Genomic DNA, 21420 nt, shown 5'->3' on the forward strand with positions numbered 1-21420 from the left:
GCGAAAAACAGCCACGGAGGCTCCCGTGACTTCGAGCTCCACACCGGGCCTCACCCGGTTCAACACCCTGGCGGACGGCGAGGCCACTCCCGCACTGCACGAGGTGTGTGCCAGTGCGACCTGGGGAAACACCATCCTCGCCGGGCGCCCGTACGCCACCGAAGAAGCCCTGCTCTCCGCGAGTGACGCCGCCATGGCGGAGCTCACCGCGGAGGACCTGGCCGAAGCGATGGCGGGCCACCCGCCGATCGGCCGCCCGAAGCCCGGCGACCCGACCTCCTCCCGCGAGCAGCGGGGGATGGCCGGCGCCTCCGAGGAGCTCAAGACCGAGATGCTCGAACTGAACCTGGCCTACCAGGAGCGGTTCGGACATGTCTTCCTGATCTGCGCCACCGGCGCCACCGGTGAGCAGATGCGCGACGCGGTGAAGTCCCGGATCGGGAACTCGCCCGAGCAGGAGCAGGAGATCGTGCGCACCGAACTGGGCAAGATCAACCGCATCCGGCTGACCCGTCTCGTGACGGAGACCCTCGCAGAGGGCGCTCCTGCACAGGACTCTTGAGATCTAGGAGAGTGACGGTCTTGAGTACCGACACGACCGCATCGGTGTCCACCCACATCCTGGACACCAGCATCGGCCGCCCCGCCGCGTCCGTCGCCGTCTCGCTCGCCGCCCGCAGCGGAAGCGACGCGCCGTACGTGACGCTCGGAGCGTCCGCGACCGATGCGGACGGGCGCTGCAAGGACCTCCCGGCACTGCCGGAGGGCACCACCCACGTGCGTCTCGCGTTCGACACCGAGACGTACTTTTCCAAGAAGCAAGCCGAGGCGCAGCAGGACGCCCCCCGCGTAAGGGACAGCGGCGCGTTCTTCCCGGAGGTGACCATCGCGTTCGCGGTCGCCCCGGGCGAGCACTATCACGTACCGCTGCTGCTCAACCCGTTCGGCTACTCCGTTTACCGAGGGAGCTAGCACCGACATGCCCACGATTCTCGGCCAGAACCAGTACGGCAAAGCAGAGAACCGCGTCGTCAAGATCACGCGGGACGGCGACACCCACCACATCAAGGACCTGAACGTCTCGGTCGCCCTCTCCGGCGACATGGACGACGTGCACTACTCCGGCTCCAACGCCAACGTCCTGCCGACCGACACCACCAAGAACACGGTGTTCGCGTTCGCCAAGGAGCACGGGATCGAGTCCGCCGAGCAGTTCGGCATCCACCTCGCCCGGCACTTCGTCTCCTCCCAGGAGCCGATCCACCGCGCCCGGATCCGGATCGAGGAGTACAGCTGGGAGCGCATCGCGACCTCCGACGGCAACTCCAAGTTCATCGGCGCCGACGAGGTCAGGCACTCCTTCGCCCGCAAGGGCATGGAGACCCGCGTCTCCCAGATCACCTACGACGGTGAGAACTGGGAGGTCATCTCGGGCCTCAAGGACCTGACGGTGATGAACTCGACCAACTCCGAGTTCTGGGGCTACGTCAAGGACAAGTACACGACGCTCAAGGAGGCGTACGACCGCATCCTGGCGACGGACGTCTCCGCCCGCTGGCGCTACAACTGGACCAGCGACGAGCAGCGCATGCCGAACTGGGAGAAGTCCTACGAGCAGGCGCGCAAGCACATGCTCCAGGCCTTCGCCGAGACGTACTCCCTCTCGCTCCAGCAGACCCTGTACCAGATGGGTTCGCGCATCATCAACAGCCGCAGCGAGATCGACGAGATCCGGTTCTCGCTGCCGAACAACCACCACTTCCTGGTGGACCTCGAACCGTTCGGCCTCAAGAACGACAATGAGGTCTACTTCGCGGCGGACCGTCCCTACGGTCTGATCGAGGCCACCGTGCTCCGGGACGGCGTCGAGCCGAAGATCCCGGTCGACATGACCAACCTCTGACGCGGCACTGAACCGGCCCCCGTCCGCCCAACGACGGGCGGGGGCCGGTCATCCCGGAGGGAACACCCATGGCACAGCCTGCAACGGGGCCGGCAGAAGGCCCATGCACCACCTCACCGGCCACCGCCGCCGACACGGCGGTTCACCCGGTCGACGAGAAGCTTCCTCCCGCGCGGCTCGTCCCCGCCGCACTCCAGCACATCGCCGCCATGTACGCGGGCGTCGTCACCCCTCCGCTGATCATCGGCCAGGCCGTCGGCCTGGACACCGCCGGGATGACCCGGCTCATCGCGGCGAGCCTCCTGATCGCCGGACTCGCCACCATCCTCCAGACGATCGGTCTCGGCCCCTTCGCCGGGAACCGGCTCCCCTTCGTCAACGCCGCCTCCTCCGCCGGGATCGCGCCGATGCTCGCCATCGCCGAGACCAGCGCACCCGGCCACCAACTCCCCGCGATCTACGGGGCGGTGCTCGTCGCCGGAGTCTTCTGTCTGGCGGTCGGCCCCTTCTTCGGCAGACTGCTGCGCTTCTTCCCGCCGCTCGTCACCGGTGTGGTCATCACCCTCATCGGCGTCACCCTCATGCCGGTGCCGGTCGCCTGGGCGCAGGGCGGCGACGCCACCGCCGCCGACTTCGGCGCCATGAAGTACCTGGCGCTGGCCGCCTTCACGCTCGTCGTCATCCTGCTCATCCAGCGCTTCGGCCGCGGCTTCCTCAAGCAGGTGGCCCTGCTCATGGGCATGTTCGTCGGTACGCTGGCAGCGATCCCGTTCGGACTCGCCGACTTCTCCGCGCTGAAGTCCGCACCGCTCGCCGCCCTGCCGACCCCCTTCGCCTTCGGCGCGCCGGAGTTCCAGCCGGCCGCCATCCTCTCGCTCTGCATCGTCATGCTCGTCCTGATGACGGAGTCCTCCGCCGGGATGCTCGCCCTCGGTGAGATCTGCGACCGCCGCACCGACGGGCGCACCATCACCCGCGGCCTGCGCACCGACGGCATCGCGACCCTCCTCGGCCCGGTCTTCGGCGGCTTTCCCACCAGCGCCTTCGCCCAGAACGTCGGCGTCGTCTCGCTGACCCGCGTACGCAGCCGGTATGTCGTCGCGGCCGCCGGGGGAGCGCTCCTGATCCTCGGAGCCTTCCCGGTGCTGGGCGCGGTCGTCTCGCTCGTCCCGATGCCCGTCCTCGGCGGCGCCGGCATCGTCCTCTTCGGCTCCATCGCGGTCAGCGGCATCCGTACGCTCTCCGAGGCGGGCCTGGACGACAGCTCCAACATCATCCTGGTGGCCGTCGCGCTCGGCGCGGGCATCATCCCGCTCGCCGCGCCCACCTTCTACGCCGGATTCCCCGCCTGGGCGCAGACCGTCCTCGGCTCCGGGATCAGCGCGGGAGCACTGGTCGCGGTCGTGCTCAATCTGTTCTTCCACCATCTCGGCACCCACAGCCGCACCGCTGTGGCACTCAAATCCTCCTAGGGTCCTGCCGTGCCCACATCGCCGATGAGAGAAGAAGGAAGCACCATGGCAGCTTCGGCAGACCCTCAGCGCACCATCATCGAGAACTGTTCGATCGCCACCGTCGACGCCCACGACACGGAGTACGCGTCCGGGTACATCGTGGTGGCGGACAACCGCATCGAGTCCATCGGCGCCGGCAAGGCGCCGGAGGGCCTTGCCGGGGTCGTCCGGCGCATCGACGCCACCGGGCACCTCGCGACACCCGGCCTGGTCAACACCCACCACCACTTCTACCAGTGGATCACCCGGGGCCTGGCCACCGACCACAACCTCTTCAACTGGCTGGTCGCGCTCTACCCGACCTGGGCGCGCATCGACGAGCCGATGGCCCGTGCCGCCGCGCAGGGCTCGCTCGCCATGATGGCCCGCGGCGGTGTCACCACCGCCATGGACCACCACTACGTCTTCCCGAAGGGCTCCGGCGACCTGTCCGGCGCGATCATCGGCGCCGCCCGTGAGATGGGCGTACGGTTCACCCTCGCCCGGGGCTCCATGGACCGCAGCGAGAAGGACGGCGGCCTGCCCCCGGACTTCGCCGTCGAGACCCTGGAGGGCGCGCTCGCCGCCACCGAGGCCACCATCGACGCCCACCACGACGCCTCCTTCGACGCCATGACCCAGGTCGCCGTCGCGCCCTGCTCGCCGTTCTCGGTCTCCACCGAACTGATGCGCCAGGGCGCGGAGTTGGCTCGCCGCAAGAACGTACGGCTGCACACCCACGGCTCGGAGACCGTCGAGGAGGAGCAGTTCTGCAAGGAACTGTTCGGGATGGGCCCGACCGAGTACTTCGAGTCGACCGGCTGGCTCGGCGACGACGTGTGGATGGCCCACTGCGTCCACATGAACGACTCCGACATCGCCGCCTTCGCCCGTACGGGAACCGGCGTCGCCCACTGCCCGTCCTCCAACGCCCGCCTCGCCGCTGGCATCGCCCGGGTCCCCGACATGCTCGCCGCCGGCGTCCCGGTCGGCCTCGGAGTGGACGGCACCGCCTCCAACGAGTCCGGCGAACTGCACACCGAGCTGCGCAACGCCCTGCTCATCAACCGCCTCGGCGCCCACCGCGAGGCCGCCCTGAACGCCCGTCAGGCCCTGCGCCTCGGGACCTTCGGTGGAGCCCAAGTACTGGGCCGCGCCGACCAGATCGGCTCCCTGGAGGCCGGCAAGCTCGCCGACCTCGTCCTGTGGAAGCTGGACACCCTGGCCCACTCCTCGATCGCCGACCCGGTGACCGCGCTCATCTTCGGTGCGGCCGCCCCGGTGACCCTCTCCCTCGTCGACGGCAAGCCGGTCGTCGAGGGCAACCACCTCACCACGGTGGACGAGGACGCCATCGCCCGTGTCACCCGCGACGAGGCCCGCCGCCTCGCGCAGATCGCCGCCGGAGCCTGATTCCGGGCGGTGACCCCGCCGGAGTCCGACTCCGAGCGGTATCCCCGCCGGAGCCCGACTCCGCGCGGTGACCCCGACCGGCCGGTCGAGGGGGACGGCCCGAGACCGGCCGCCGTGGACCCGAGCGGGGTCCACGGCAGCCGGTCCGGCGGACGCGCGCATGGTGCGCGCCCGCCGGACCGGTGATGAACGCTGCCCGCACACACCCCCAGTGCGCGCCCACCCCGCACCCCCCTCTGCACGACCTGCACGACCTGCACCACCTGAGAGAGCCGCACCGCAGCACCACTTACGCACCACCTCCCTGAATCCCACGTCGCCGACGACGTGTAACCGACCGGAGGAACCGCCGTGGCCGCCAAGCCCAGGTTTCGCAAAGACGCAGATGCAGCCGCCCCCGACACGACGGCCGACACGGCCGCCGAAGCGGGAGACGACCGGAAACATCCGGTCGACGAAACGCTCCCCCCACTGAAGATGTTCACCAGCGGCCTCCAGCACGTGGCCGCCATGTACGCGGGCGTGGTGGCCCCGCCGCTCATCGTGGGGCCGGCCGTCGGCCTCACCGCCAAGGAGACCGCCTTCCTGATGGGGGCGAGTCTGTTCACCGCGGGGATCGCCACCCTGCTCCAGACCATCGGCTTCTGGAAGGTCGGCGCCCGGCTGCCCTTCGTCAACGGCGTCTCGTTCGCCGGGGTCGCTCCGATGATCGCGATAGGCAAGGACCGGGGACACGACGGGATAGCCGTCATATTCGGGGCGATCATCGTCGCGAGTCTTCTCGGCTTCGTCCTCGCCCCGTACTTCTGCAAACTGGTGCGCTTCTTCCCGCCCGTCGTCACCGGCACCGTGATCACCCTGATCGGCGTCTCGCTCCTCCCGGTCGCCTTCAACTGGTCCCAGGGCGGCAACGCCACGGCCGACGACTACGGTTCGATGACCAACATCACCATGGCCGCCGTGACCCTGGTCATCGTGCTGGCCCTGCGCAAGCTCCTGCGCGGCTTCCTCCAGCAGATCGCCATCCTGCTCGGCCTGGTCATCGGCACGCTCATCGCCATCCCGGCCGGCATCACCGACTTCGGCGCCATCAAGGACGCCGACGTGGTCGGCTTCCCGACGCCGTTCGCCTTCGGCGCCCCGCAGTTCGAGATCGCGGCCATCATCTCGATGTGCATCGTGATGCTGGTCTGCATGACCGAGTCCACCGCGGACATGCTGGCCCTCGGCAAGATCGTCGGCCGCCCGGCGGACGAGAAGATCATCGAGGGCGGCCTGCGCGCCGACACCCTCGGCAGCGCCATCAGCCCGCTCTTCAACGGGTTCATGTGCAGCGCCTTCGCCCAGAACGTCGGCCTCGTCGCCATGACGAAGATCCGCAGCCGCTTCGTCGTCGCCGCGGGCGGCGGCATCCTCATCGTGCTCGGCCTGGTCCCGGTCGCGGCCTCCGTCATCGCCCTCGTACCGCTGCCGGTGCTCGGCGGCGCGGGAATCGTCCTCTTCGGCACGGTCGCGGCCAGCGGCATCCAGACCCTGGCCACCGCCGCCATGGAGAAGGGCGAGAACGCGCTGATCGTGGCGGCGGCCCTCGGCATCGGCCTGATCCCGATCGCGGCGCCGCAGTTCTACCACGCCTTCCCGGAGAGCCTGCTGGTCGTCCTCGACTCGGGTATCTCCACCGGCTGCGTGGTGGCGATCGCGCTGAACCTCGCCTTCAACCACTTCGGCGGCAAGCCCGACGCGGCGGACGAGGAACAGGCGCCGGGCGAGCACGTGGTGCCGGCCGCCGCCGGGGTCGGGGTCCACTGACGTCGGAGTTCATTGACGTCGGATTCCACCGACGTCCGGGTCCACCGACATCGGATTCCACTGACGTGGGGTCCACCGACTCGGATTCCCCTGACGTCGGAATCCACCGCCCCTGTCCGCCACCGCGGCCCGGTGAAGCCCCGTGCGGGCTCCACCGGGCCCGCGGCGTGCCTCAGCCCTTCTCGATCCGGTAGGCGTCCCCGTACACCTTCCACCGCAACGGTGTCTCCAGCCCGAGCTTCCCCTCGCGTACGAAGACCCGCTGGGCGGTCTCCACCCGGCTGGTGTCGCTGTGCGCGGGCTCCTCGGCCATCGCGGCGACCCGGGCGTCGAGGAACGCGTTCAGATATGCCTTCTCGTCGCCGCCCCGCGCGGGCGTCCGGGCCGCGGCCATCGCCTCGCGGCGCACCGTCCGGAACCCGACCGTGCCCTCCGTGTCGCCCGCGCCGTGCATCACGTACGCGTCGTAGTAGATGAACTGGCCGAGCGCGCCGAGCCCGTCCTCCTCCGCCTGCCGCACCGCCGGGCCGAAGTACACGGCGTCGCGCTCCGCGTCCTGCGCGGCCCGGAAGGCGGGGTCCTCGGCCGCCTTCGCCCAGGCCCGGGTGAACGGCTTCCCGAGCCCGGTGTGCGCGTCGCTGCCCTCCACCGCGCGCAGCGCCGGAAGGAACCGCTCCAGCGGATTGCCGGGGCGCGCTTTCGCGTACCGCTCCACGACCTCCGTCATGTCACCGGTGCCGGAACAGAACCCGATGATGCCCGCCGTGTACCCCCGGCCGTCGCCGATGTCCTCGATGTACGGGTACTGCGCCTCCCAGTCCAGCGAGGAGTTCTCCGCGCTGGAGACCAGCCGCATCGCGATCCGCTTCTTCGCCGGGTCGTTCAGCCCCACGTCCGGGGTTCCGGGCGCGGGGCCGGAGCAGCCGGACAGGGCGGCGGCCGTGAGGAGCGAGACGGCGAGGGGCAGGCGGAGGGCCCGGACGGTGTGCTTCACCCGCCCAGCCTGCCAGGCCGGGCCCGGGCCCCTGGAGCCGGCCGGCGCCGGTCGGCTGTAGCGTCAGGGGCATGGAAGATCAGTCTGTTGTGGATGTCGGCGATGTGCGCCTCGCGTACCGGACCTGGGGCGACGCGTTCGGCTCGCCCGTCGTGCTGCTGCACGGCCTCGGCGGTTCGGCCGCGAACTGGGAGGCGGCCGGCCCCCTGCTGGGCCAGGAGTGGCGGGTCTTCGCCCTGGACCTGCGCGGCCACGGTGAGAGCGACTGGCCCGACGACTACGACCTGGACCTGATGGCCGAGGACGTCGTGGGCTTCCTCGACGAACTGGAGCTGGACCGGGTCGGCCTCGTCGGCCACGGCATGGGCGGCGTCGTCGCCCGGCTGGTGGCCCAGGAGCACTCCGACCGCGTGGAGCGGCTGGTGCTGGTGGAGACCCCGGCCCCGTTCCCCGGCGACCCGGGTCCGGCGGGCCGGGCCGAGGGCCCGGTGGACTACGACGAGAACGCGGTGCCCGCCGTACGCGATCAGCTCGCCGACCCCGGACCGGACGCCGACGAGGCCCTCGGCGACATCGTCTCCCCGACGCTGATCATCACCGGCGGCCCGGAGAGCACGATGGAACAGCACCGCCAGGCCGACGTGGCCTCCCTGATCCCGGACTGCCGGCTGATCACGGTCCCGGGCGGCCACCGGATGCACGAGACCCGGGCGGACCAGGTGGCCGCGCACATCACGGAGTTCTTCACCAGCTGAGGCGCTTTCTTTCGTCACGGAGTTCGTCACCGGCCGAGGGGCTGCCGCCACGGAGTTCCTCGGCGGCCGTGGCGCTCCCGCGCCGGCGGCGTTGTCAGTGGCGGCTGCCATGATCGACGCCATGGACTTCGACCGTGCCCTGTTCCGCGACGAGCTGTTCCACGCCGAGTTGTTCCGCGCCGAGCTGGACGCCCGGCCCTGGGCGTCGTACACCCACGCCTACGGCAGCGCCGAGGACGTTCCCGGCTGCCTGCGCGCACTCGCCGGGGACGACGACGCGGCGGCGGAGGAGGCGCAGAGCGAGCTGTACGGCAGCATCCTGCACCAGGGCTCGGTGTACGAAGCCTCCGCGAAGGCGGTGCCGTTCCTGGCCCGGATCGCCGCGGCGGGCATCCGCACGGCCGATGTGCTCCTGCTGATCGGCGGCATCGCGGAGGGCGGCACGGACCCGGAACCCGGGCAGGAACCCGGGCCGGACCCCGCCGGGGGCGGGACGGTCCGGGAGAGCGACGAGGCGGCCTGCCGGCGGGCCGTCGTCGCGCAACTGCCTTTGCTGCTGGCGTCCGTGGAGCATGAGGACCGTGCCGTACGCCAGGCGGCGGCGTGGGCCGCAGGGTGGACGGGAACGGCCGGAGCCGCCCTCGCCGTGCCGGCCCTCCGCGACCGGGCGGCGATCGAGACGGATCCCCTCGTCCGCGCCGAACTGCTCATGTCCCTGGTGGAGTTGGACCCCGAGGGCAGCGCCTCCGCGGCGGCGGAAGCGGTCGGCCCGGACAGCCCGCCGGAGCTGCGGATCGCCGCCGTCATGGCCTGCGCGGACATCGGGCTTCCCTGGACCCGCGACCACCACGCAGCGGTGCTGGACCTGCTTCCCCTGGACCGCCTCGCCGCCGACCGGTACGACCATTCCCGGAACGAACCCCTGCACGACATCTGCCTGACCCTGCTGGACCGGGACACCGAGGCGGACCGCGAGGCGGTGTTCGCGCTGCTCGACGCCGCGTTGCGCAGCGCTGATCCCGAAGCCCGCACCGAGGCGGTATGGGTGGTCACGACGGCGTGCGAGCTCTCCCGGTCCGCACCCGCACGGCTTGCTCCCGCGCTGATATCGGCGGCCGCGGAGGACGGGCCCGACGACGAGACCGGCGCACTGTCGGCGCTCGGCCGGCTCGGCCCGTCCGGTGCTCCCGCCGCCGACCTGCTGGCGGCCCGCGCGGGCGGCGACGGTGACACGGCGGACCGCGCGCTGGAAGCCCTGGTCGCCGTCGATCCGGTGCGGGCCGCGTCCCTGCTCGCCCGGGACCTGGAGCGGTGGCCCCGGGCGTTGCAGGCCGCGTCCGGCGGGCTCGCCGACTCGCTCCCCGTCGTGCCGTACGACCCGGAGCTGCTGGCCGCGGTCCGGCGGCGGCTCGCCACGATGGAACCCGGCGGCACCACCCCGTTCCGGCTCACGGCGCTGCTCGCGTCCTGGGGCCCGGACGCGTCCGACGCCGTGCCCGAACTGCTCGCCGCACTGCCGGCACACCCCCGGGTGCTGCCGAAGGCACTGGTCGCCGTCTGCCCGCCCGGGCGCCGGGCCGAGGTGGCGGACGCGCTGCGGGCGCGGACCGGGACGGGCCCGGCCGGCGAGCGGATCGAGGCGGCCCGTGCGCTCCACGAACTGACCGGTGACCACGGGCCGTTGCTGCCCCTGCTGGCGGAGCGGCTCGTGGGGAGCGCCGGGGGAGGCGGGGGATCCTCCGAGGAGGTACGCGAGACGGCGGAGGCCGCCGCCGCTGTCGGGCCCGCCGCCGTGTCGTTCGTACCCGCACTGCTCGCCGCGCTCAACAGCCCCGGCGCCGAACGGAACAACCCGCAGATGGACGACGACGTCGCCCTCGCCGTCGCCCTGCACCGGATCACCGGCGACGCGGCGGAGGCGGTGCCGGTGCTGGCCGGAGTGCTCGGTGACCGCGACGGGCTCTGGCGACGCTGGACGCTGGTCCGCGCCGCGGCGGCCGCGGGGAGCCTCGGCCCGGCGGCCCGACCGCTCGTCCCCGAACTGAAGGCGCTGCTCGGCGACCCCTGGCAGACGCCGTCGGCCGTCCTCGCCCTCCGTGCCGTCGCCCCCGACGACCTGGACGCCGGGCACGTGGCCGGTCTTCTGCTCGACGCGGCGGAAGCGGGCACGGCCCCCTTCGAGGCCGTGGACGCGCTGGTGGCCTTCGGCACGGACGCCCTGTCCGACGAGCACCGGGCACGGCTCACGGCGTTGGGGGAGCGGGACAGGAGAGTGGTGAGGTCCGGGCTGGACGGCACGGTCGAGATCGCCGACGAACGGCTGCGCGCCCGGGTGCGGGCGGCGGTCAGGGGCGAATGACCAAGGACGAATGACCAAGGACGATGGCCAAGGACAAATGGCCAAGGGTGAATGATCAGGAGCGAAGGATCAGGGGCGAAGGATCAGGGGCGAAGGATCAGGAGCCGATGATCCTGCGGATCAGATCCGGAGTCCACTCGACGTACTCGATCTCCGCTCCGCCTGCGTGGCGGGCGTAGAGGAACCGCCCCGTCGGACCGCCGGTCGCGGGAGTGGTGATCGTGGCCTCGGCGGACTTCAGCGTGGCTTGCAGGGCCTCCAGGTCGTCCACGACGACGGTCGCCGATGCATGGCTGTAGCGGGCGCGTTCCTCGGCCGGGCCCGCGACGACCAGGAAATCGCCGATGGCGGCGAGGGCGATCTCCTGGAACGCCATCCGCAGATGGGGCCGCTCGCCGGTGAGCTCCTCCAGCAGCGGCAGCGCCTGGTCGAGGTCGTCGGCCCACAGGCGTGCGTACGTCTTGAGAATGGTCATGAGGGCGCTCCCAGCCGTCTCGTCCGGTCTGCGGAAAACCGTAGGCGAGCTCGGTGCTGAACGGGAAGAACGCACTTTTCGGTGAGAGAGGAACCTGAAGGAAACCGAGCGGTGCGTCCGGCCCGGTGAGGTGGCGGGACCGCTCCCTCTCAGCTGCCCGGCTGCCAGCCCGGGCGGCGGCCACTGAGGGCGATCACCCGGTCCAGCAGTGGGGCGTCACCCGGCACAGGGACCGGCGGCCCGAAGAGGCTGTCGCCGTCAGGGCCATCCTCAGGTGAGTCACCCGAGCCGTCCTCCGGGGAGCCGTCCGGGCCGTCCTCCGCCGGGGCGAGCAGGGCCTCGCAGGACCGCAGTTCGGCCTCGTCCGCCGCGTACGGCTGCCCGGTCGACCGGGCCAGGTCCCAGCCGTGGACGACGAGTTCGTTGAGCGCGACGGCCCCCGCCACCTCGCCGGGCAGCTCCACCCCGCCCGCCCGGGTCATGCCCGTCCAGGCGTCGGGCGAGCGCCAGGCAGCCGCCACTTCTTCCAGCCGCCGGGGCAGCACCTCACGCCAGTCGTCGTCGAGGACGGGGAGGGCGGCGTCCGGGGAGACGGCGGTGCTCGCCCCGAGATCCTTGCGGGCCGCGTCGCGGAAGGCGGTGGCCAGCCCGGTGAGATGGCCGAGCAGCTCCCGCACGGCGTAGTCGGGGCAGGGGGTGGGGCCGTCCAGCCGGCCGTCGTCGACCTGACCGAGCAGCGCGGCGATCCGCCGGGTGGCCGGCTCCAGGTCCGGAAGGGCGGCGGCTTCAGACACGGGGTTCTCCTGAGCGTCCATACAGGGAAGACACCTCGACCACCGAAAACTCATCGCTCCATGACGCGCGGGCGGGCGCACACCATCACATAGCGGAAGGTTCCGCGCCGTCCTCTTGTCGGCGACCCCCGCGCCATGGCATACAGGTCTGGACCATTGCTGTCCGGATGGAAGGCACCACCGTGCAACGCCCCCACATCTCTGCCGCGTTGACCTGTTCCGCCCTGCTTCTCACCCCCCTCCTCTCCGCCTGCGGTGGGACCGCCGAAGCCGACACGCAGCCTCCCGGCACCCCCAAGGGCGTGACCGCTCAGGCCAGCAGCTCCACCTCGGTGCACGTCATGTGGGAGGGCGCCTCCGACAACAAGAAGGTCGCCGGATACGAGGTCTACCGCGGCAAGGCCAAGGTCAAGAGCGTCCCGGCGACGAAGACCATGATCGACGTCAACGGGCTGACGGCCTCGACGGACTACACCTTCAGCGTCCGGACCAAGGACACGGCCGGGAACCTCTCCGCCCCCAGCAAGGCCGTCCCCGTCACCACCCAGGCCACCCCGCCCAAGGACGACACGCCCCCCACCGTCCCGGCGAAGCTGACAGGCACCGCCGACGGAAAACGTGCCGCCACCCTCAGCTGGGGCGCGTCCAAGGACGACGTCGGCGTCACCTCGTACGACATCTACCAGGAGGACTCCCGGATCCACAGCGTCCCGGCCTCCGAGACCACGGCGAAGCTCACGGGGCTGCGCCCGGGGACCGTCTACACCTTCACCGTCCGGGCCCGGGACGCCTCCGACAAGTCCTCGGCCGACAGCAACACGTTCGACCTGACCACCGAGTCCGCCCCCGGCGCCCCCGCGAGCACCGCCCCCACCGGTCTGCGGACCGAGGTCGGCAAGGAGGGCGCCGAGTTCACCCTCGACCTGTCCTGGGACCAGCCCGAGACGGGCGGAGTGGTTCCCGCCTACGAGCTCTATCTGAACGGCAGGCTGACCACCACCATCGTCTGGGGCGGTACACCTCCCCAGGGGCGGGCCACCTACCGGCTGGACCTCTCCGACCCGGCGGGCACCCGCTATTCGGTGAAGCTCAGGGCCAAGCTTCCGGACGGCAAGTGGGGTGACTTCTCGGCCCAGCGGACGGTCGTCCTTACGGGCTGAGGCCCGCCCGACCGCCGTTTCCCAGGCGTGCGGCGCGCCGCCTCCCATGGTCCCGTGGTCCCAGAAGCCGGCGGACCGAAGGGGCTGAACCATGGACCTGGGAGACGACCTGAGCACACGGGTCGACGCACTGATGGACGGTCTCGTCGCCGACCTGAAGCGGTTGACGGCCATCCCGTCCGTCGCCTTCCCCGGCTTCCCGCCCGAGCCCGTGCGAGAGGCCCACGACCTCCTCGTGGACCTGCTGCGCGGCGCGGGCGTGGAGCAGGTGGAGAGGCTGGACCTCCCCGATACCGCGCCGGTCGTCGTCGCGGAGGTCCCGCCGCCGGAGCCCGGTGCGCCGACCGTCCTGCTCTACGGCCACTACGACGTCCAGCCGCCCGGCGACGAGGCGCTGTGGCTCTCACCGCCCTTCGAACCGACCCCCGTCGAAGGCGGGCTGCGGGCCCGGGGCATCGCCGACGACAAGGCCAACATCATCGTCCACCTGGGGGTGCTCCGCGCCTTCACGGGACGCCCCCCGGTCGGGCTGAAGATCGTCCTGGAGGGCCAGGAGGAGTACGGGAGCGCCTTCGACGACTACCCGCCCACCGACCCGGACCGGTTCGCCTGCGATGCGATGGTCATCGCGGACATGGGCAACCTCCGCCCCGGCAGCCCCACCCTCACCACGGGGCTGCGCGGCGCGGCGGAGGTCTTCGTCGAGGTCCGTACCCTCGCCGAACCCCGGCACAGCGGCGAGTTCGGCGGCGCGGCCCCCGACGCCCTGCTCGCCCTCCTCAAGGCACTCGCCACCCTCCACGACGTCCACGGCGATGCGGCGGTGGAGGGCCTGCGCCGCGAGGACTGGACCGGCACCACGTATACGGAGGAGGAGTTCCGCTCCCTCGCCGGTGTCCAGGAGGGCATGCCCCTCATCGGCTCCGGGGGCCTCGGCGAGCGCCTCTGGAGCGGACCGGCGATCACCGTCATCGGCATCGACGCCCCGAGCGTCGACCACGCGGCCTCCGCCGTCGTCCCGTACGCCCGCGCCAAACTGAACCTGCGCTTCCACCCCGAGCAGGACCCGAGGGAGGCCCGGGACCTCCTCGTCACCCATCTGGAGTCCCTGCGCCCGTTCGGTATCCCGCTTTCCGTCACGCCGGGCGACACGGGCCCCGGATTCGAACCCGCGACCGACGGTCCGGCGTACCGCGCCGCCCGTACCGCGCTGCGGGAGGGCTGGGGGAGCGAACCGGCCTTCGTCGCGAGCGGCGGCTCGATCCCCCTGGTCAACGGCCTGGCCAAGGCTGTCCCCGGTGCCGAGGTCCTTCTCTTCGGCGCCCAGGACGGCATGTGCAACCTGCACGCCCCGAACGAGCGCGTCCTCTTCTCGGAGTTGCGGTCGGCGGTGATCGCGGAGGCCGCCTTCCTGCGGGAGTACGCGAAGACGTACGGCGACACCGCCACGCACGCCGATTCCGCGGGGGCGCGGCATGAGTAGCGCGGCCGACACGAAGCCCGCCCCGGAGGAAGAGCCCCCGGCCAAGAAGAAGTTCACCTTCCCCAGCGCCCTCACGATCCTGGCGGTCGTCACGCTGGCCGTCTGGGCGCTGGCCTTCCTGATCCCGCCCGGGGCCTACGACCGCAACGAGGAGGGGGCCCCGGTCCAGGGCACGTACCACCGGGTCGACTCCGACCAGAGTTTCGTGGACCGCCTGAACGACCTCTTCCTCTCCCCGGTCAACGGCCTCTACGGCGTCCAGGACGCGAAGACGGGCGAGGTCGGCCCGGACCTGGCCGGCGAGCTGTACGGCAGCGCGGGCGTGTTCCTCTTCGTGCTCGCCATCGGCGCGTTCATCACGGTGGTGTTCGCGACCGGCGCCCTGGACCGGGGCATCGGCCGCCTCGCGCACCGGCTGCGCGACCGGGGAGCGCTGCTCATCGCCGGCGTGATGCTGGTCTTCGCCCTCCTCGGCACCGTCGAGGGGTTCGCGGAGGAGACGCTCGGCTTCTACGGCCTGATCATCCCGCTGATGCTGGCCCTCGGCTACGACCGCATGGTGGCCACCGGCACGATCATCCTCGGCGCGGGCATCGGAGTGCTCTGCTCCACGGTGAACCCCTTCGCCACCGGAGTCGCGTCCTCCGCCGCCGACATCTCGCTCGGCGACGGCATCGTGCTGCGCGCGATCATGTGGGTGGTCCTGACGGCGGTGACGATCGCCTACGTCATCCGGTACGCGGGCCGGGTCCGCAAGAACCCCGAGCGCTCGCTCTCCGGCTTCCTGCCCGGCGACCGCGAGCACAACGCGGCGGACGCCGAGGAACCCCCGGAGCTGACCGGTCTCCACCGGACCATCCTCGTCCTGGTCGCCCTGGTCTTCAGCTTCATGATCTTCTCGGTCGTCCCCTGGTCCAGCGCCCTCACGGGCGACGCCGACGCCACCCCGTACGGCTTCGAACTCGGCTGGTCCTTCCCCCACCTGGCCGCCCTGTTCCTGGTCGCGGCGGTCCTGGTCGGCGTCGTCGCCCGGTTCGGCGAGCAGAGGCTCAGCGCGACGATCATCCAGGGTGCGGCGGACTTCATCTCCCCGGCGCTGGTCATCGTCCTCGCGCGCGGCGTCACCGTCATCATGAACAACTCGCAGATCACCGACACGGTGCTGCACTCCATCGAGGGCGTGGTCTCGGGCACCTCGTCGGCACTCTTCGCGGTCTTCGTCTTCATCGTCAACCTGCCGCTCGCCTTCCTCATCCCCTCCACCTCCGGCCACGCCACCCTGGCGATGCCGATCCTGGCCCCCCTCGCCGACTTCGCGGGCGTCTCCCGCGCCGTGGTCGTCACGGCGTGGCAGGCGGCGAGCGGCTGGATGAACCTCTGGGTCCCGACGACGGCGGTCACCATCGGCGGGGTGGCCCTGGCGAAGATCGGCTACGACAAGTACCTGCGGTTCGTCTGGCCGCTGCTGGCGATCCTGTTCGCGCTCATCTGCGGGTTCGTGGCGCTGGGGGCGGTGTGGACGTGAGAGCGGAGTCTGTCGGGTACCGGGCGTCGGCCGAGAGCCTTCAGCGGCGGCTGACTCAGGCCAGGAGCTGACCATTTCCCGCCATTCACCTGGGCCTTCACAACAAATACATATCGTGTGGCTGATCCCTGGCGTGTCGATGGTCGCGGGCTGATAAGTACATATCTCCAGGGGGGACCTGTGAGCGTGGATACCCCTGTGCGCCGTGCTCAGGAGGTACTCGCCCCATGCCCCGACCGCCCCGTTCCCAGCCCTCGGCAGCCCATGACCCCGGTCTCGACAGGCTGAGAGCCGTACTGGACGGCTGGCGATCCTCGCTGCTGGACATGGGCGGCCGCAACCGCCTGCTGAACTTCCGCCACACCCGTACGTCGACGCTGGAAATCACCTCTCCGGAGACCGGCCCTCTACTGGCCGAGCTGGCCAGGGGCTGGGATTTCGCCCCGGTGGCGGAGGCCCCGGACGGCGAGGAGGCCCCGGCGGTGCCCGCTCCCCGCGGCCGTCCCGGACTGGTGACCCAGAAGGCCACGCAGGTGACACTGGACCGGGCCCTTTACCAGCTCCGCCAGAAGTCCGGCCAGATGTTCAACGACTACGGTCTGTGGGTGCTCTGGTTGGGCGTCGGCATGCTCGACTGGCGTGAGGAGGGGGCGCACGAGACCAGTTCGGCGCCGCTGCTTCTCGTCCCGGTGGAACTGCGGAGGGAGAGCGGCCGCCGCTATCGCCTCTGTCCGGCCGACGGCCAGGACCGCGTGCACAACCCGGCTCTCGCCGTGAAGGCGGAACGTCTGGGGGCCGACTGGTCCCCGGTCACCGGCACCGACGTCGGTGATCTGCCGGCGTTGATGGCGGCCGCTCGCGCCGTCGCGGCCGGACAACAGGGCTGGACGGTCGACGATCGCGCCGTGCTGGGTCTGTTCGCCTCACACCGGGAGGCCATGTACAAGGACCTGGAGCAGAACGAGGACCGCATCCTCGCCCATCCTCTGGTGCGCGCCGTCGCCCTGGGACCGGACGCGGGTCTGCCCGATGACCTCATCGGGTTCGAGCCCCCGGAGCTGGACCGGATCGACGAGGTCCAGCTGCCTGAGCGGACGCCGCTCGTGCTGGACGCGGACGCCTCCCAGCGCCAGTGCATCGCGGCGGCTCTGGAGCACCGCTCCTTCGTGATGAGTGGCCCGCCCGGCACCGGCAAGAGCCAGACCATCACCAACCTGATCGCTGCTCTGATGCACGCAGGGCGCAGTGTGCTGTTCGTCAGTGAGAAGGCCGCGGCGCTCGACGTCGTGCGCAACCGGTTGCGCGGGGTAGGACTCGGAGATTTCGTGCTGACCCTGCACAGCGGTGATACGAGCAAGAAGGCTGTCGCCACCGAGCTCGCCCGGGTACTGACCACAGTTGCCCGGGTCAACGGAGCCGCGGAACACGAACGTGAGCGCGCCCGGCATCTGCGTGAGGAACTCTCCGCCTATGCGGCGGGCATGAACCAGGTCAGGGAGCCTCTCGGGCGGACTCTGCACGACGTCCTCGGGCGCCTGGTCCAGCTGGATCAGGCGGGAACGCCACAACTCTCTCTGTCCGCGGAGAACGCGAAGACCGTCCGGACATTGAGCGCCGGGGCGTTGCAGGACCTTTCCGTGGCGGCCAAAGCCGTAAGCAGGGCGTGGCGTCCTGTAGTAGAGGGCAACTCCTTTGCCTGGCATGGGCTCGTGGGTGCCTCCGCATACCAGGCGGCCACCGAGGCGTCCGATGCCCTCGGCGCCCTGCGTGCGGCGACCGCCCGCCGTCCGTTCGACGGTACGCAGGGCGAGCCCCGGTCCGTCCGCGAACTTCACCAGACCGTACGCTCAATCCGCGCCGGCCTGCCCGACGGCTTCGGCTCCGGAGACGCAACTCTGCAGGAAGACGCCTCCGGCCAGCTGGCTCAGCTCGCAGACCTGTTCGGGATGCCCAAGCCGGACGATGGCGAGGCGGCCGCAGCCCTGTGTGCACTCGCCGACCTCACGACGGCCGGGAACCCCCCGCCGGGCGACTGGTTCGACGACGCAAAGCTTCGTGGAGCGCATCGGGCCGCACAGGAACTGCGGGAAGCCCTGACCGCGGAGGCCGAAGCGCGGGCGGCGGCCGAGGGTGTGTTCGGCGAGCAGACGGTGGAACTGACGGACCTGCCCGAGCTCGTCGTCCGTTTCGAGGGCCCGCACGCCAAGCTGATGGCCCGCTTCTCGGCCCAGTACAAGGCCGACCGTACGGCCGTCGCCAGCCTCACACATGACGGCACCTGGACCAAGTCGCTGGTCGGGCGCCTGGGCGACGCCCTTCAGTGGCATCGGACCGCTGCCGAGGTGCGCAGGCTTCACGGGGAGCACGCCGTGCTGCTGGGCCGGTACATGCCCCGCACCCAGGAGGACGTACCCGCCCTCACCGACGCTCTGGCGACCGCCGACCGCATCATCGAGCTGGCCGGCGGGGTGGGACGGCGCGATCTGCTGGTCGACCAGCTGGCCGACGGCGTCGACACCGACCGCCTTCCCGCCCTGTTGGCGGAGAACGCGCGACGCTCCCTCGGTGACTGGTGTGCCGTCGCCGAGCGCCGGGCCGAGCGCTGGTCCGCGTCCGTGACGGCACTGCTTGGCCTCTTCGGCACGCAGCGCCAGGTCCAGCTCTCCCCTCTGCTGATGGGACCTCTGGACCAGGCAGGGCAAGCTGTCGGAGCGCTGCTCGCCGACCAGCAGGGCCCCGAGGAGTGGTACGCGTACCGGGACGGCATCGCAGTCCTCGCCCGCCAGGGCGCCGACGCGCTCGTGGCAGGCGCGGCCGAGCGCTGCATCGAGCCGGACCAGTTGCCGGAGATCGTCGAACGGGCCGTGCTCACCTCTTGGGCGGACGGGATCCTTGCCACCGACAGCCGGCTGCGCACGACCCGTTCGGACGACCTCGACGCCCGGGTGGCCGACTACCGGGAAGCCGACCGCCGTTTGATCGCCGCCGCAGGTGGTGCCGTGATCGAGGCCTGCAACAACCGGCGGCCCAGGGGCATCGGCGGTGGAGGCGCCGCAGTGATCATCAGGGAGGCGGAGAAGAAGACCCGGCACATGCCCGTCAGGGAACTGCTCGACCGTACCCGTGAAGTCGTGCAGTCCGTCAAGCCATGCTTCATGATGAGCCCTTTGACGGTCAGTCAAATGCTGCCTGCTGACTACCGCTTCGACGTCGTCGTGTTCGACGAGGCCTCGCAGGTCCGTCCCAGTGACGCGATCAACTGCATCTACCGGGGGCAGACACTGATCGTCGCCGGCGACGACAAGCAGCTGCCGCCCACCTCGTTCTTCGATTCCGCGGGGGAGGAGGAGGGCGACGAGTACGAGGCGGACATCCCCGATTCCTTCGAATCGCTGCTGCACGCCTGCAAGGCGGGCGCCATGCGGGAGCTGCCGCTGCGCTGGCACTACCGGAGCCGGCACGAGGACCTGATCACCTTCAGCAACAGGTCGTTCTACCGGAACTCGATGGTGACTTTCCCCGGCGCTTTCGACGAGGGCAATGACGTGGGCGTCGCCTTCCTGGAGGCCGACGGCACGTACGACCGCGGCGGACGCCGGGACAACCGGGCGGAGGCGGAGTACGTCGCCAACCGTGTCATCCACCACTTCGACACCCGCCCCGGCCGGTCCCTTGGCGTGGTGGCCCTCTCCCAGGCGCAGGCCTCGGCCATCGACCTCGCGGTGCAGCAGGCCCGGCTGGACCGGCCCGACCTCGACCACTGCTTCACCGAGGACCGTCTGAACGGCTTCTTCGTCAAGAACCTCGAATCGGTGCAGGGCGACGAGCGCGACGTCATGATCATGTCTGTCGGATACGGACCTGACGAACACGGAAAGCTCGGGCTCAACTTCGGCCCGATCAACAAGAACGGCGGCTGGCGACGTCTGAACGTGGCGGTCACCCGGGCGCGCTACCGGATGGAGGTCGTCGCCTCGTTCCGTGGCACGAGCCTGCCCGACAGCGCCAACAAGAGCGTCCAGCACCTGAAGCGCTACCTGGAATACGCGGAGAACGGGCCGGCGGTGCTGGCCCGCGACGTCGTCCAGTCTGACGCGGAGCCGGACAGCCCCTTCGAGGAGTCGGTGCTCGCCGTTCTGGACGGCTGGGGCTACACGGTGCAGCCGCAGGTCGGCGTCGCTGGGTACCGCATTGACCTGGGGCTGCGCCACCCGCAGCACCCTGGCGCGTATGCACTGGGGATCGAGTGCGACGGCGCGATGTACCACTCCTCCAAGGCCGCCCGGGACCGCGACCGGTTGCGGGAGCAGGTGCTGAACGGGCTCGGCTGGCGCCTCTACCGGATCTGGGGCACGGACTGGTACCGGGGACGCGCGGCAGCCGAACTGCGGCTGAAGGAAGCGGTCGAGCAGGCCATCGAGCAGGGCCCCCTCACGGCGGAGACAGCGCGGCCTCCGGCCCCTGTCGAGCCGGACCTCGAACCGTCTCCGGCCGTTCCGTCGCCTGCTGTCGATGGGGAAGCGTTCGGCACCGCATCCGGGGATCAGGCTGCGGTCCGCGTGCCGGCTCAGGCGACGGGGCCGACCGGGACCACCTACGAAAGGGTGCTGGTCGACACCGCGCCGCGCCGTGAGTGGAGCGCTCCTTACCGGGCCTGCCGGATCACGGTCCATTCCCCTCACGAGCTCCACACGCCGGAGGCCAGGAGGGAACTGGAACAGGCCCTCGACCGGATCGTCGCCGCCGAAGGACCCGTCCACGAGGAGCTGCTGGTACAGCGGGCCCGTGAGGCATGGGGCGTCGCACGAGCCGGGAACCGCATTCGCGACAATGTCCGTACGGTGGCACAGAAACTCGTCCGCTCGGGAAGGCTCGCCTGCGACGACGGCTTCTACCGGGCCGGCGGGCGGAGCCCCGACACGGCACGGACGCCGGAGGCCGGGGAAACCCCGCGCAAGGTCACGCTCATCGCTCCCGCCGAGCGGCAGCTCGCCCTGAGTGAGCTCGCGGCCGAATGCCCCGGCATGTCTCAGGACGAATTGATCCGGCAGGCCTGCGAGTTCTTCGGATGGCGCAGGACTGGTGCGGACATCCGCACCGCCCTGGAGAGCGACATCTCGGACCTGTACCGGCAGGGCCGCCTTCAGGGAGGGCCGGACCGCATCAGCGTCGTGCGCGGAGGTAACCCGAGCGGAGGTAACCCGAGCGAATGAGGGCGTAGAGGCGCTACCGCACAGGGGAAGCCCGCAGCGTCGGC

Annotated in this window: 15 protein-coding genes; 12 read left to right on the top strand and 3 right to left on the bottom strand. The window is 70.9% G+C overall.

All coding sequences use genetic code 11. The features are described from left to right. Nucleotides 1-25 precede the first annotated feature (25 nt). The 6 genes from uraD to IE272_RS16030 all read left to right on the top strand — a co-directional run bounded on the left by uraD (nt 26) and on the right by IE272_RS16030 (nt 6618). Nucleotides 26-562 carry a 2-oxo-4-hydroxy-4-carboxy-5-ureidoimidazoline decarboxylase gene (gene uraD, locus IE272_RS16005; protein ID WP_050357315.1) on the top strand — a complete coding sequence of 179 codons (537 nt, stop codon included), beginning with the start codon at nt 26-28 and terminating at the stop codon, nt 560-562. Between the two features lie 20 nt (nt 563-582). Next, a complete protein-coding gene (gene uraH, locus IE272_RS16010) occupies nt 583-972 on the top strand; it encodes a hydroxyisourate hydrolase (protein ID WP_032793679.1) in 390 nt (129 codons plus the stop codon). Nucleotides 973-979: 7 nt separating this feature from the next. Next, a complete protein-coding gene (gene pucL, locus IE272_RS16015; protein WP_030814575.1) occupies nt 980-1903 on the top strand; it encodes a factor-independent urate hydroxylase in 924 nt (307 codons plus the stop codon). A gap of 68 nt (nt 1904-1971) precedes the next feature. After that, nucleotides 1972-3375 (top strand): nucleobase:cation symporter-2 family protein, encoded by a 1404-nt coding sequence (locus IE272_RS16020; RefSeq protein ID WP_190007138.1) that lies wholly within the window; start codon nt 1972-1974, stop codon nt 3373-3375. A 45-nt stretch (nt 3376-3420) separates the two neighbouring features. After that, nucleotides 3421-4809 (top strand): 8-oxoguanine deaminase, encoded by a 1389-nt coding sequence (locus IE272_RS16025; protein WP_190007139.1) that lies wholly within the window; start codon nt 3421-3423, stop codon nt 4807-4809. 351 nt (nt 4810-5160) lie between these two features. After that, the gene (locus tag IE272_RS16030) at nt 5161-6618 is read left to right on the top strand and encodes a nucleobase:cation symporter-2 family protein (RefSeq protein ID WP_050357320.1); all 1458 of its coding nucleotides are present in this window, start codon (nt 5161-5163) and stop codon (nt 6616-6618) included. A gap of 172 nt (nt 6619-6790) precedes the next feature. Here IE272_RS16030 and IE272_RS16035 read toward each other — a convergent pair whose 3' ends face one another. Continuing rightward, entirely contained in the window at nt 6791-7612 is an 822-nt protein-coding gene (locus tag IE272_RS16035) for a chitosanase (RefSeq protein ID WP_073959777.1), read from the bottom strand. 71 nt (nt 7613-7683) lie between these two features. Between IE272_RS16035 and IE272_RS16040 the strand changes: the two genes are divergently transcribed. Both IE272_RS16040 and IE272_RS16045 read left to right on the top strand, forming a co-directional pair. Further along, the gene (locus IE272_RS16040; protein ID WP_032793668.1) at nt 7684-8367 is read left to right on the top strand and encodes an alpha/beta fold hydrolase; all 684 of its coding nucleotides are present in this window, start codon (nt 7684-7686) and stop codon (nt 8365-8367) included. A 109-nt stretch (nt 8368-8476) separates the two neighbouring features. Further along, entirely contained in the window at nt 8477-10726 is a 2250-nt protein-coding gene (locus IE272_RS16045) for a HEAT repeat domain-containing protein (RefSeq protein WP_373304177.1), read from the top strand. A 97-nt stretch (nt 10727-10823) separates the two neighbouring features. Here the strand turns inward: IE272_RS16045 and IE272_RS16050 are convergent, their stop codons facing one another. Beyond that, on the bottom strand, nt 10824-11201 hold the full coding sequence (locus IE272_RS16050) for a VOC family protein (protein ID WP_050357324.1): 378 nt from the start codon (nt 11199-11201) through the stop codon (nt 10824-10826). 149 nt (nt 11202-11350) lie between these two features. Further along, nucleotides 11351-12016, bottom strand: coding sequence for a TIGR03086 family metal-binding protein (locus IE272_RS16055; protein WP_050357325.1), 666 nt, complete (start codon nt 12014-12016; stop codon nt 11351-11353). A 146-nt stretch (nt 12017-12162) separates the two neighbouring features. On the opposite strand from IE272_RS16055, the gene IE272_RS16060 reads away from it, so the two are divergent. The 4 genes from IE272_RS16060 to IE272_RS16075 all read left to right on the top strand — a co-directional run bounded on the left by IE272_RS16060 (nt 12163) and on the right by IE272_RS16075 (nt 21376). After that, nucleotides 12163-13155, top strand: coding sequence for a fibronectin type III domain-containing protein (locus tag IE272_RS16060; protein WP_056697968.1), 993 nt, complete (start codon nt 12163-12165; stop codon nt 13153-13155). Between the two features lie 91 nt (nt 13156-13246). Continuing rightward, nucleotides 13247-14638, top strand: a complete 1392-nt coding sequence (locus tag IE272_RS16065; protein ID WP_190007141.1) for a M20/M25/M40 family metallo-hydrolase — start codon at nt 13247-13249, stop codon at nt 14636-14638. Beyond that, nucleotides 14631-16163, top strand: coding sequence for a YfcC family protein (locus IE272_RS16070; RefSeq protein ID WP_056697962.1), 1533 nt, complete (start codon nt 14631-14633; stop codon nt 16161-16163). The genes IE272_RS16065 and IE272_RS16070 overlap by 8 nt, the downstream gene beginning before the upstream one ends. Before the next feature lie 227 nt (nt 16164-16390). Continuing rightward, nucleotides 16391-21376 (top strand): DUF3320 domain-containing protein, encoded by a 4986-nt coding sequence (locus tag IE272_RS16075; protein ID WP_190007142.1) that lies wholly within the window; start codon nt 16391-16393, stop codon nt 21374-21376. Nucleotides 21377-21420 lie beyond the last annotated feature (44 nt).

The sequence above is a fragment of the Streptomyces anulatus genome, from assembly GCF_014650675.1.
Classification (GTDB): domain Bacteria; phylum Actinomycetota; class Actinomycetes; order Streptomycetales; family Streptomycetaceae; genus Streptomyces; species Streptomyces anulatus.